The 13,229-nt window shown below is 33.2% G+C and carries 12 protein-coding genes and 3 tRNA genes; 13 read left to right on the top strand and 2 right to left on the bottom strand.

Annotated elements, in window-relative coordinates; all coding sequences use genetic code 11:
* Window positions 1–33 precede the first annotated feature (33 nt).
* On the bottom strand, window positions 34–696 hold the full coding sequence (locus J0383_RS05930; RefSeq protein WP_207297509.1) for a ribonuclease HII: 663 nt from the start codon (window positions 694–696) through the stop codon (window positions 34–36).
* Between the two features lie 168 nt (window positions 697–864).
* Here J0383_RS05930 and J0383_RS05925 point away from each other — a divergent pair, with 168 nt between their 5' ends.
* The 4 genes from J0383_RS05925 to J0383_RS05910 all read left to right on the top strand — a co-directional run bounded on the left by J0383_RS05925 (window position 865) and on the right by J0383_RS05910 (window position 5,981).
* Window positions 865–2,832, top strand: a complete 1,968-nt coding sequence (locus J0383_RS05925; protein ID WP_207297508.1) for a putative porin — start codon at window positions 865–867, stop codon at window positions 2,830–2,832.
* A gap of 39 nt (window positions 2,833–2,871) precedes the next feature.
* A complete protein-coding gene (locus J0383_RS05920; protein ID WP_207297507.1) occupies window positions 2,872–4,233 on the top strand; it encodes a pyridoxal-phosphate dependent enzyme in 1,362 nt (453 codons plus the stop codon).
* Between the two features lie 177 nt (window positions 4,234–4,410).
* A complete protein-coding gene (locus J0383_RS05915) occupies window positions 4,411–5,676 on the top strand; it encodes a DUF2851 family protein (protein ID WP_207297506.1) in 1,266 nt (421 codons plus the stop codon).
* A gap of 77 nt (window positions 5,677–5,753) precedes the next feature.
* Entirely contained in the window at window positions 5,754–5,981 is a 228-nt protein-coding gene (locus J0383_RS05910) for a PspC family transcriptional regulator (RefSeq protein WP_007810860.1), read from the top strand.
* Between the two features lie 49 nt (window positions 5,982–6,030).
* On the opposite strand, the gene J0383_RS05905 is transcribed toward J0383_RS05910, so the two are convergent.
* On the bottom strand, window positions 6,031–7,500 hold the full coding sequence (locus J0383_RS05905; protein ID WP_207297505.1) for an APC family permease: 1,470 nt from the start codon (window positions 7,498–7,500) through the stop codon (window positions 6,031–6,033).
* A gap of 273 nt (window positions 7,501–7,773) precedes the next feature.
* Here J0383_RS05905 and J0383_RS05900 point away from each other — a divergent pair, with 273 nt between their 5' ends.
* From J0383_RS05900 to tuf, 9 genes are all read left to right on the top strand, one after another.
* Window positions 7,774–8,661 (top strand): ComEA family DNA-binding protein, encoded by an 888-nt coding sequence (locus J0383_RS05900; protein WP_207297504.1) that lies wholly within the window; start codon window positions 7,774–7,776, stop codon window positions 8,659–8,661.
* Between the two features lie 14 nt (window positions 8,662–8,675).
* On the top strand, window positions 8,676–9,815 hold the full coding sequence (locus tag J0383_RS05895; RefSeq protein WP_207297503.1) for an acyl-CoA dehydrogenase family protein: 1,140 nt from the start codon (window positions 8,676–8,678) through the stop codon (window positions 9,813–9,815).
* Between the two features lie 150 nt (window positions 9,816–9,965).
* Entirely contained in the window at window positions 9,966–10,160 is a 195-nt protein-coding gene (gene rpsU, locus J0383_RS05890) for a 30S ribosomal protein S21 (protein WP_070905495.1), read from the top strand.
* 128 nt (window positions 10,161–10,288) lie between these two features.
* Complete coding sequence (locus J0383_RS05885; RefSeq protein ID WP_207297502.1) at window positions 10,289–11,182, top strand: tyrosine-type recombinase/integrase; 894 nt, start codon at window positions 10,289–10,291, stop codon at window positions 11,180–11,182.
* A gap of 37 nt (window positions 11,183–11,219) precedes the next feature.
* Window positions 11,220–11,522: a ribosome hibernation-promoting factor, HPF/YfiA family gene (gene hpf / locus J0383_RS05880; RefSeq protein ID WP_053472330.1), complete on the top strand. Its 303-nt coding sequence runs from the start codon at window positions 11,220–11,222 to the stop codon at window positions 11,520–11,522.
* A gap of 90 nt (window positions 11,523–11,612) precedes the next feature.
* Window positions 11,613–11,686 (top strand) — tRNA-Thr (locus tag J0383_RS05875).
* Between the two features lie 60 nt (window positions 11,687–11,746).
* Window positions 11,747–11,827, top strand: a tRNA-Tyr gene (locus J0383_RS05870).
* An 87-nt stretch (window positions 11,828–11,914) separates the two neighbouring features.
* Window positions 11,915–11,986, top strand: a tRNA-Thr gene (locus J0383_RS05865).
* Window positions 11,987–12,041: 55 nt separating this feature from the next.
* Window positions 12,042–13,229, top strand: a complete 1,188-nt coding sequence (tuf, locus tag J0383_RS05860; RefSeq protein ID WP_012024011.1) for an elongation factor Tu — start codon at window positions 12,042–12,044, stop codon at window positions 13,227–13,229.

Raw genomic sequence — 13,229 nt, 5'->3', positions numbered from 1 at the left:
ATAAAAAAGACCTTCATGTGAAGGTCTTTTTTATTAGAACAAATCCAATTCTAATTGTTCGGGTAAGAGTCTAAAACTCATTCGGTGGTATTTTGTTGTACCAAATTCTTTAATTGCTTCCCGATGTTCTTTTGTTGGATATCCTTTGTTTTGTTTCCAGTTGTACATTGGAAATTCCTCGTGAATTTGATCCATATATTCGTCACGATATGTTTTGGCTAAAATAGATGCGGCGGCAATGCTTAAATATTTTCCGTCCCCTTTTATAATGCTTTGGTTTGGAATCGATTTTAAAAGAGCAATTTCGTCTGTAGAAAACTGTCTTCCAAAAGTATTTTTAAGTCCAAGTTTAGCATTTAAAGAACGATTTCCATCTACAATAATAAATTCAGGAATATGTTTTAATTTCAAAATACATTCCTGCATACCTTTCATCGAAGCATTTAAAATATTTATTTCATCAATCTCATCTGGAAATAAATGTGTTACAGCAAAACAAAGAGCTTGTTCTTCAATTACAGGTCTTAACAGCGCTCTTGTTTTTTCAGACAATTGTTTACTGTCATTTAAAATAGCATTCTCAAAATCTGCTGGGAGAATTATCGCAGCTGCCGTTACAGGACCTGCAAGACAGCCTCGTCCTGCTTCATCAGTTCCGGTTTCTAAAACAAATCCTGAGAAATTTTTTTCAAGCATTTTTGATTTTTTTAATACAGTTGAGGTGAAATTTTCCACAAAAATATTCGTTTTGATACTGTCTGCCAAGGCAATTGTATAAATTGAAGTGTTTTTTTATTTATTTGTTTTTATAATTTACCTTTGCTTAGCAAATTTTGTCAAAATAATTTTATATAAAGCCATCAAATGAGAATATTCATTTTTCTATATCTATTAGTAGTTCCAACTTTATTGTTTTCTCAGGGAAAGCCTGCTTCTAAAAATAATTTAGATATGAACACCCAATATTCAAGCATAACAGATACAGTAAAAAAGAAAAAATCAAAGATTGCTACTATAGATCAATATAAGATTATTTCATTAGAACACGACACGATTTATGCCGATACTTCGCTGACTCTTAAGAGTGCTTACAAACAAAATCATCTTAGAAAAGATCTTTTTGGACTTTTGGAATTGCCAAACATTGGTCAGCCGATAAATACTTTACAATACAGTTTAACAAGTTTTTCGCCCTATCCAGAAATTGGTTTCAACGGAAAACATTTTAATTACATTCAGGCAGATGAAGTACGTTATTATTCGGCAGCAACACCTTTTACAGAGTTGTTTTTTAATACGACTATCAATAAAGGACAAAACGTAGATTCATTTATTACTTTAAATACTTCAAAAAATCTTAACTTTTCTATTGCGTATCGCGGTCTTCGTTCAGAGGGAGATTACATTAATCAGCTGGTAAGTTCAGGAAGTTTTAGGTTTACAACGAGTTATGCGACTACTAATAAAAGATATGCTATAAACGGACATTTTACGTATCAGGATAATTTGAATGAAGAAAACGGAGGTATTACAACACCAGAAGATTTTGAAAGCGACAATCCAGATTTTAAAAACCGCCAGCGTCTGCAAGTATATTTAACAGATGCCGAATCGCTTTTAAAAGGAAGACGTTTGTTTTTTGATCATGCTTTCAGAGTAAATCCAAAAGAAGGCAATAATAATTTATACATCAACCATCAGTTTAATTATGAAAGTAAAGCGTTTGAATATAAACAGCCAACCGTTCTTTCAATAGTGGATGGTGAAGAAGTACAACGTTTTGGAGAATCGTATGTAACGAGTAATATAAACGATCAGACTCATTTTGAACGATTGTATAATAAAGTAGGATTGGCTTATGAGAATTCTCTTTTAGGTAAATTTCACTTTTTTGTAGATGATTACCGCTCTAATTATGAGTATGGAAAAATCATTGTTTTTAAAGATGGAAGAACAATTCCAGACAATTTATTTCTTCAGATTAATAATTTTGGAGCGCAATATGAATATCAAAAAAACAAATGGAACGGACGATTTTTGTATACTAGATCGATTACAAACCAGTCACTTTCTGATCTTGATGCTAAATTGCGTTACAACTTAAATGAGAAAATCCAGTTTGATTTCAGATATAGAAACATCAACAAACTGCCAAATAACAATTTCAATTTATACCAAAGCAGTTACGTACAATATAACTGGTCGAATAATTTTAAAAATGAGAAAATTAATTCGCTTGGAGCAGCTATTTACACGCCTTGGTTAAATGCAGAAGTGCAATACACGGTCTTAAACGATCATTTATATTTTAAAGATGTTTCAACTGCTGCACAAACAGCATTGCAAACTCAGATTATCAATCCGGCACAATATGGAAATGCCGTTAATTACCTTGAAATAAAAGCCAATAAAGAATTTAAATTCGGGAAATTCGGATTTGATAATACCTTGTTATATCAAAAAGTTGATCAGTCAGAATCAATCGTAAACGTACCTGATTTCGTGACTAGAAATACATTGTACTATTCAAATTACTTTTTCAAAAAAGCATTGTATGCGCAAGGAGGAGTTGTATTTAATTATTTCACCAAATATTATGCTAACGGATACAATCCTGTAATTGGAGAATTCTATGTTCAAGATACCAAAGAAATTGGTGATTTTGCGACAATCGATCTTTTTATAAATGCAAGAATTCGTCAGACTCGTTTTTATTTGAAAGGAGAACATATAAATGCTCTTTTTTCAAAAGGAAACTATTACTCGGCGCCTAATTATCCATACCGTGATTTTGTAATCAGATTTGGTTTGGTTTGGAATTTCTTCCAATAAAAGGTGTCTTTCATCAGAACCACTATAAACTTAAAATAAATGGACTTTTCAAATAATATTTTAGAAACAATCGGCAATACGCCATTGGTAAAACTCAACAAAATTGTTGCTGAAATTGATGCGTTAGTATTGGCAAAAGTCGAAACCTTTAATCCTGGAAATTCTGTAAAAGACAGAATGGCCGTAAAAATGATTGAAGATGCTGAAGCAGACGGCAGATTAAAACCAGGCGGAACTATTATTGAAGGAACTTCTGGAAATACCGGAATGGGATTGGCACTTGTTGCTATTGTAAAAGGATACAAACTGATTTGTGTAATCTCAGATAAACAGTCGAAAGAAAAAATGGATATTCTTCGTGCCGTTGGTGCGAAAGTGGTCGTTTGCCCTACAGATGTGGAGCCAACAGATCCGCGTTCGTATTATTCAGTTTCAAAACGTCTGGCTGAAGAAACACCAAATTCATGGTATGTAAATCAGTATGATAATATGTCAAATTCATTGGCACATTATGAGCAGACTGGACCTGAAATCTGGAAACAGACAGAAGGAAAAATTACACATTTTGTAGTTGGAGTTGGAACAGGAGGAACTATCTCTGGAGTTGGAAGATATTTAAAAGAGAAAAATCCAAATATCAAAATTTGGGGAATCGATACGTACGGTTCTGTTTTTAAAAAGTACCATGAAACAGGAATTTTTGACGAAAACGAAATTTACTCCTATATAACGGAAGGAATTGGGGAAGACATTCTGCCTAAGAACGTAGATTTTTCTTTAATTGACGGATTTACAAAAGTAACGGATAAAGATGCAGCGGTTTATACGAGAAAGATTGCTTTAGAAGAAGGAATTTTTGTTGGGAACTCAGCAGGAGCTTGCATAAAAGGTTTGTTACAGTTAAAAGAACATTTTAAACCAGATGATGTAGTTGTGGTTTTGTTTCACGATTCAGGAAGCCGATATGTTGGAAAAATGTTTAATGACGATTGGATGCGTGAGCGTGGTTTCTTAGAAGAAAATGTAACCAAAGCCGAAGACGTAATCAAAGATCATATTGATAAAGAATTGATCGTGGTTCGTACAGAAGAATTGGTTTCGCATGCTATCGAACGTATGCGTAAATACAAAATTTCTCAAATTCCGGTTGTAGATATAAATGGTTTTGTAGGTTCTGTAGATGAAACAGATTTATTTAGAAGTTATGTAGCTGATAAAAACGTAGCCGAAAAACCAATTAAAGAAGTAATGGGCAAACCATTTCCAATTGTAAAAATGGGAACTCCAATTGAGGAAGTTTCGAAACTTTTCTCAAAAGAAAATGATGCCGTTTTAGTTGATTTAGGAAACGGTAGTCATCATATTATTACGAAATACGATATCATTGGCTCAATAAAATAAATGATATTTGAAATAGGCTAATCCATAAATCCAATTGTTTTAATTGGGTTTATGGATTTTTTTATGAATAGTAACTACATGTAGAAAATATTTAGTCGTTAAAACTTCTTTTATTTTGTAAGAATAGTATTAAATTATTTATTTTTGGATTTTAATTATATGCCTTAAAATCTAAAAATGAAAGAAGACTTTCTTCACTATATCTGGAAATTCAAAAAGTTCGATATACTTGACTTAAAAACGGCACAAAACGAACCAATCCTTATTATCAAAACTGGTGAGTATCTTGAACTATCAGGTCCTGATTTTTTTAATGCGCAATTGAAAATAGGGAACCAAAAATGGGCTGGCAATATCGAAATACATTTAAAATCTTCTGATTGGTATTTGCACAATCATGAAAAAGATCCTGCTTATGAAAACGTAATTCTTCATGTTGTCTGGGAAAATGATACTCCGATTTACAGAAAAGACAATACCGAAATTCCGGTTTTGGTTTTAAAAGAATATGTCTCTAAAGAAATAATAGAAAATTATAATGCTTTAGTTTCTCCAAAAACATGGATTTCCTGCGAAAAACAAATTAAAGAAATAAATGGTTTTGTTTTCAAAAATTGGCAGGAACGTTTGTTTTTTGAAAGATTAGAACGAAAATCGGAGTTTGTTTATCAACTTTTAGAAGAAATGAATCAGGATTGGGAAGCTGTTTTATTTTGCCTTCTGGCTAAAAATTTCGGCTTAAATACAAATGGAAACTCTTTTTTGCAAATTGCTAAATCACTATCTTTTTCGGTTGTTAGAAAAGAAAGTTTTGAAGTAGAAAGTCTTGAATCACTATTTTTAGGAACAGCAGGTTTATTAGATGCTGAAAAAGAAGATCTGTATTTTAAAGATTTAAAGTTTAAGTATTTTTTCCTTCTTCATAAATATCAGCTGGAGAAAAAACACATTGATCCGATTTTGTTTTTTAAACTGCGTCCAGATAATTTTCCAACTATTAGACTTTCCCAGCTTGCGGCTTTATATCATAAACATCAAAATTTGTTTTCTAAAATAATCAGTATAAAGACAGTCCAGAATGTTTATGAACTTTTCAATGTATCGGCAAGTTCGTATTGGCACAATCATTATCAGTTCGATAAAGAAAGTACAAAAAAAGGAAAGTCTTTGTCAAAGTCATTTTTAGATTTAGTAATAATCAATACTGTAATTCCAATTCAGTTTGCGTATTCAAATGTAATGGGCGAATCAATTGCAGAAGATTTAATCGATTTGATGCATGAAACAACATCAGAGAAAAATGCCATTACAGATAAGTTTGATTCATTCGGAATAAAGTCAAAAAACGCATTTGAAAGCCAATCATTGCTTGAACTTAAAAATGAATACTGCAATCATAAAGCGTGTTTAAAATGCGCTATAGGACTTGAATTATTAAAATAATCAGATAACTGGAGATTAAAAAATGAGGTAAATAGATTATTCTTATTTTTGTAAAAAATCTAAATCTAAAATTAGAAATGTCAGCTATTTTAAAACTTAAATTCTTTTTTGAAAAATACGGTTTTCACGTTTCTTCAAGGCTTGCAGACAAGCTTGGAATGCGTGTAACAAGTGTGAGATTATTTTTTATCTACATATCGTTTGTAACCGCTGGTTTAGGTTTTGGAGTTTATCTAACTCTTGCCTTTTGGATTAGACTGAAAGATTTAATTCGCGCCAAAAGAACTTCAGTATTCGATTTATAAAAAAAGCTCCAAATTTACATTTGGAGCTTTTTCTTTTCAAAATAGTATTTTATTCTTCAGTAGTTGTATCATTAAGTCTTGACCTTTTCTTACTGTATCCAAAGTAAACTATGATACCAACAGCAAGCCATCCAAGCGATAATAATTGAGCATCAATACTCAAGTTTATAATAAGGTAAGTGTTGATTGCGATTCCTAAAACAGCAATAACTGGTAACGCAGGAACTTTAAAGGTTCTGTTTAAACCTGGTTGTTTTACTCTTAAAATCCAAACGGCAATACAAACCATTGTAAAGGCAAACAAAGTACCAAAACTAGTCATGTCGGCTAATTTGTTGATTGGTGTAAACGCAGCAACAGTTGCGATGATAGCACCTAAGATCATTAAGTTCGTTTTTGGAGTTCCAGAAATAGGATTTACTTTAGAGAAAACAGATGGAATTAAACCGTCTTTAGACATTCCAAGGAAAATTCTAGATTGTCCCATAATCATTACCATTAATACCGAAACTAGACCTATAGTTGCAGCAACAGTGATAATAAAACCAGCCCAGCCTTGTCCAGCAATATCAAATGCATAAGCAACAGGAGCTTTAATAGCTTCAGGGTATTTTCCTAGTGGGTTAAAATCTTTATAGTTCATCATTCCTGTTAATACTAAAGAAACAAGAATATATAAAGTAGTACAAATTAATAAAGAAGCAATGATCGCAAATGGAACATCTTTTTTAGGATTAATAGCTTCTCCAGCTTGTGTAGAAACGGCATCAAAACCAACGTAAGCGAAGAAAATTGCTGCTGCTCCAGAAACAATTCCTCCAATTCCGTATGCATTATGAGTAGTTTCTTTTTCAATAATTTGAGTGGCATCTGGGATAAATGGGCTCCAGTTTGCTGTATTAATAAAGAAAAGACCAGCTATAATTACAAAGATTACTGCAGATACTTTTAGGATAACAATTGCATTATTTGCTTTTGCAGCACTTTTTGTTCCTTTAATAAGTAATGAAATTACTAAAATAACGATCAAAAAAGCCGGAAGGTTCATAGAAAACCCTTCTCCTGTATAACTAGCAGGATCTGTAGTAAGCCATTCTGGAAGTTTTATATGAAATAGTTTAAGCAATTTATTAAAATATCCTGACCAGGAAACGGCGACTGTCATGGATCCCATTGCATATTCGAGAATAAGCCCCCATCCAATTATCCAAGCAAAAATTTCTCCAATTGTACCATAGGCATACGCATAAGCAGATCCTTCTACAGGTAAAATTGAGGCAAATTCAGAATAACAAAGAGCGGCAAAAACGCAGGCAATACCTGCAATAATAAACGAAATTGCTAAAGCTGGACCTGCATGGTAATATGCTCCCGTACCGGTAAGTACAAAAATTCCTCCACCGATAATGGCACCAACACCAATGGCAGTAAGACTCCATTTTCCAAGGACTCTTTTTAAATCACTTTTTTTCATATCGGCCTCAAAGGCTGATATTGGTTTAACTCTCCAAATTGACATACTATTTTATTGGTTTATTTGTTATTAAGTGCCAAATGTATTGTTTTTTGTAAAAAATAAAAACAATTATCATGTTTTAAGTTATAAAATATTTAAATTTTTCTAGATAAAATTATTGGGTTTGCTTTAATAGCTGAGATTCATTAAATTAATAGAGAGGGAATTACAAGATATTTAACTTTTATGGAATTACATTTTTTATTAATTTTCTTATTAAATATGTAAATTCTTACTTATTTTGCACCTTTTTAAATTTTGAAATTTTTGTTAATAATGAATTTTAAGGCGCTTAATCGGTATTTTAAGTTTACAAATAGACAGCAAACAGGTATTTTTTTGCTTTTTATCATTATAATTGTTTTACAACTAATTTATTTTTTCGCAGACTTCAGTCATCCCGAAGTTGTTTCTGCTGAAGAAAAACAATGGCTCTCGCTTCAAAAAGAGATTGACGATCAGAAACAAATTAAATTAGAACAAAAACATACCATCTATAAATTTAATCCCAACTATATTTCAGATTATAAAGGATATAAGTTAGGAATGTCAGTTCAGGAAATTGATCGTCTGCTTGCCTTTCGTAAAGAAAATAAATATGTAAACTCGGCCGAAGAGTTTCAAAAAGTGACAAAAGTCTCAGATTCGTTATTAAAAGTTCTGGCTCCTCTTTTTAAATTTCCAGACTGGAAACAAAATACCAGAGAATTCAAAACAGAAAAGAAGGAATACGAAAAGAAGCCTTCTTATAATATAGAGAAAATCGTGTTAACTGACATTAATCAAGCCAGTCAGGAAGATCTAATAAAAATATATGGTATTGGTGAAGCACTTTCCTCAAGAATATTGAAACAAAAGGAAATTTTGGGAGGTTTTGTTTCGATGGAACAGCTCGAAGATGTCTGGGGTCTTTCGCCCGAAGTTATTGCAGAATTGAATAAACATTTTAAAATTGTTATGCCTGCAAGTTTTAAAAAAATCCCCATAAATGATGCCTCTTTAAAAGAATTAGCACAGTTTCCTTATTTCAAATATGCGCTGGCAAAACAAATTGTGACATATCGAAGTATGAACGGAAATTTTAATAATATTGAGGATTTGTCAAAAATTAAAGGTTTTCCTGTTGAAAAAGCAAAAATAATTAGTTTATATTTGGACTTCTAAAAAATCACTAAACAATGAATTTTGAATTTAACCAAACACAGTCTATGATTGCCCAATCTATAAAGGACTTTGCAGAAAAAAACATAAGACCTTATATAATGGAGTGGGATGAAGCTCAAATTTTTCCTGTTGAACTTTTTAAAAAACTAGGCGAAATGGGATTTATGGGAGTTTTAGTGCCTGAAGAATATGGCGGATCAGGATTGGGGTATCATGAATACATTACGATTATCGAAGAGATTTCAAAAGTAGATCCTTCAATTGGATTGTCGGTTGCCGCCCATAATTCACTTTGTACCAATCACATTCTGACTTTTGGAAATGAAGAGCAAAAAAAGAAATACCTGCCCAAATTAGCAACAGCAGAGCATATTGGAGCATGGGGATTAACTGAGCATAATACAGGTTCTGATGCAGGAGGAATGAATACAACAGCAGTTAAAGATGGCGATTCATGGATTTTAAACGGAGCTAAAAACTTTATTACACATGCTATTTCTGGAGATGTAGCGGTTGTCGTTGCTAGAACAGGAGAAAAAGGAGATTCTAAAGGAATGACTGCTTTTGTATTAGAAAAAGGTATGGCTGGTTTTTCGTCTGGAAAAAAAGAAAATAAACTGGGGATGAGAGCGAGCGAAACGGCAGAACTGGTTTTTGACAGCTGTCGTGTTCCTGATGCGAATAGACTAGGTGAAGTGGGACAAGGATTTGTACAAGCTATGAAAATTCTTGATGGAGGCCGAATTTCTATTGGAGCATTATCACTAGGAATTGCAAAAGGGGCTTATGAAGCGGCATTAAAGTATTCAAAAGAAAGGCATCAGTTTGGACAGCCTATTAGTAATTTCCAAGGAATTTCTTTTAAACTGGCGGATATGGCAACAGAAATTGAAGCTTCAGAATTGTTATTGCATAAAGCAGCTTATTTGAAAGAAATGCATAAGCCAGTAACTACAGCAGGTGCAATGGCAAAGATGTACGCTTCCGAAGCTTGTGTGAAAATTGCAAATGATGCGGTTCAAATTCATGGTGGTTACGGATATACTAAAGATTTTCCAGTTGAGAAATTCTATAGAGATTCTAAATTATGTACCATTGGCGAAGGAACAACCGAAATTCAAAAATTAGTTATTTCCAGAAATTTATTGAAATAGTTCAGATTTAGCTAATAAGGTATTCCCTGAAAAAATCTGGTTTCTTTTTCTATTCTTTATTTCATTAGAAAAAATAATTTGCAATTTGTGACTCATAATTGATAATTAATATATACATTTGCAGCCTTAACGAAAGGAGGTGTCTATATTATGTTAATTATACCAATTAAAGACGGAGAAAATATCGATAGAGCATTAAAGCGCTATAAAAGAAAATTTGATAAAACAGGAACTGTTCGTCAATTAAGAGCACGTACTGCTTTTATTAAGCCTTCTGTTATAAAAAGAGCTCAAATTCAAAAAGCTGCTTACATCCAAACGTTGAAAGACAGTTTAGAAAGTTAATATAAGCTTTTCAAAAATAATTACCGTTAGTGGTCAAAATGTTATAATTTTGATGCTAACGGTTTTTTTGTTTTTAAAACTTCCTAAAAAGAAGTTTTTATTACTTCTTAAATTAAAAGAACTTCTTTATGCAATCTAATAAAGACGCATTTCGTGATTATCTTCAGCTGGAGAAAAAATATTCTCCGCATACTGTTACTGCCTACTTAAATGATATAACTGTTTTTGAAGATTTTAATAAGCTGAATTTTGAACAGGAGGAAATTGATAAGGTTAATTACAGTCAGATCAGGAGTTGGATTGTTTCTTTGGTAGATCAGGGAATTTCAAATGTTTCAGTGAATAGGAAAATGGCTTCGCTTAAAGCTTTTTTTAAATTTTTGCTAAAGACTAAGCAAATTGAAGTTAATCCTATGTTGAAGCATAAAGCATTAAAAACACCTAAAAATGTCCAGATTCCGTTTTCTGAAAAAGAAATAAATGATTTGATGTTTGGAGTTGATGCTGTATCTGGTTTTGAAGAAATACGAGATAAACTTATAGTAGATCTTTTTTATACAACAGGAATGAGAAGGGCGGAGCTGATACATTTAATGTTGAAAAATATTGATTTGTCTTCAAATGTCATTAAGGTTTTAGGAAAAAGAAACAAAGAGCGAATAATTCCACTTCTGCCTATTGTTGAAGAACAGATCAGGCATTATTTGAATGAGCGGGACTTGGTTGAGGACATTGTGGATTCGGATTATTTTTTTATTTCGGCAAAAGGGTTAAAATTGAGTGAATCGTTTGTGTATCGATTAATAAATTCATACTTTAGTAGGGTCTCTGAGAAGGTAAAAAAGAGTCCGCATGTGCTTCGGCATACTTTTGCGACTCATTTATTGAATAATGGGGCAGATTTAAATTCAGTTAAAGAATTATTAGGTCATTCCAGTCTGGCTTCTACTCAAGTTTATACTCATAATAGTTTAGCAGAACTTAAAAAAGTGTACTCGGATGCCCATCCTCGGAATAAATAATGATTCTTGAAATGTTTAACTTTTTAAAATTTGTATTATGAAGGTAGATGTTCATGCAGTTAACTTTACTGTCGACAGAAAATTGGTGGATTTTATTCAAGAAAGAATGGATAAGCTCGAGAAGTATTACGATCGAGTTGTTTCGGCTGATGTTTTTTTAAAAGTTGAAAGAACAAGTGATAAGGAGAATAAGGCAGTGGAGATTAAGATTAATGTTCCGGGAGATGAATTTCTGGTGAAAAAACAGTGTAAATCATTTGAGGAAGCAGTTGAGCTTTCGGCGGAATCTTTAGAACGTTTGCTGGTAAAAAGGAAAGAAAAAATAAGAGCACACATTTAATTGAAATTTTTTTTGAAAAATGTTTTGATTAAAAGATAAAATAGCTACATTTGCAGTCCGTTAGAAATAGCGGACTTTTTTAATGTATTCGCCGATGTAGCTCAGCTGGCTAGAGCAGCTGATTTGTAATCAGCAGGTCGTGGGTTCGAGTCCCTCTATCGGCTCAAAATATTTCAAATGCGATTTGAAATTGGTTCTTTAAAATATTGGAATTTTAAAAATTAGGGGAGATACTCAAGCGGCCAACGAGGGCAGACTGTAAATCTGCTGTGAGAACTTCGCAGGTTCGAATCCTGCTCTCCCCACTAAAAAAGAAGTTGAGATTAAGGGTTGTAGGTTTTTGAAAGAAAAATCTGAAATCTAAATTCAGGAATCTTAAATCAGAACTCTCTGCCGGTGTAGCTCAGGGGTAGAGTGCTTCCTTGGTAAGGAAGAGGTCTCGGGTTCAAATCCCGACATTGGCTCAAGTAAGTAGGAAATTGAAAATTAATATATAACTAAGATTAAAAATTAAGTAAAATGGCAAAGGAGAATTTTAATCGTTCCAAACCGCACTTAAACATAGGTACAATTGGACACGTAGATCACGGAAAAACTACATTAACTGCTGCAATTACAAAAGTATTGTCAGATGCTGGTTACTGTCAAGCAAAATCGTTTGATCAAATCGATAACGCTCCAGAGGAGAAAGAAAGAGGTATTACTATTAATACATCACACGTAGAGTACGAAACTGCTAACCGTCACTACGCTCACGTTGACTGTCCAGGTCACGCGGATTACGTAAAGAACATGGTTACTGGTGCTGCTCAAATGGACGGAGCTATCTTAGTAGTTGCTGCTACAGATGGTCCAATGCCACAAACTCGTGAGCATATCCTTTTAGGACGTCAGGTTGGTATTCCAAGAATCGTTGTTTTCATGAACAAAGTGGATATGGTTGATGATGCTGAGTTATTAGAGCTTGTTGAAATGGAAATTAGAGATTTATTATCTTTCTACGAATATGATGGAGATAATGGTCCTGTAGTTCAAGGTTCTGCTTTAGGAGGATTAAACAATGATCCAAACTGGGTACCTAAAATTATTGAATTAATGGAAGCTGTTGACAACTGGATCGAAGAGCCAGTACGTGACGTTGCTAAACCATTCTTGATGCCAGTTGAGGACGTATTTACAATTACAGGTCGTGGAACTGTTGCTACAGGTCGTATCGAAACTGGAGTTGCTAACACTGGAGATCCTGTTGAAATCATTGGTATGGGAGCTGAAAAATTAACTTCTACTATTACAGGAGTTGAGATGTTCCGTAAAATCCTTGACAGAGGTGAAGCTGGAGATAACGTAGGTTTATTGTTAAGAGGTATTGATAAAGCTGATATCAAAAGAGGTATGGTTATTATTAAGCCAGGTTCAGTAAAACCACACGCTAAATTCAAAGCTGAGGTTTATATCTTGAAAAAAGAAGAAGGTGGACGTCACACTCCATTCCACAATAACTACCGTCCACAGTTCTACGTACGTACAACTGACGTAACAGGAGTTATTTCTTTACCAGCAGGTGTAGAGATGGTAATGCCAGGTGATAACTTAACTATTGAAGTTGCTTTATTAAGCCCAATCGCTATGAACGTAGGTTTACGTTTTGCTATCCGTGAAGGTGGTAGAACAGTTGGTGCTGGACAGGTTACTGAAATCGTAGAGTAA

Origin of the sequence: Flavobacterium endoglycinae, assembly GCF_017352115.1 — a bacterium.
GTDB classification, from domain to species: domain Bacteria; phylum Bacteroidota; class Bacteroidia; order Flavobacteriales; family Flavobacteriaceae; genus Flavobacterium; species Flavobacterium endoglycinae.
The sequence above is the reverse complement of the archived record's forward strand: the minus strand, read 5'-3'. Positions and strand labels throughout refer to the sequence as shown.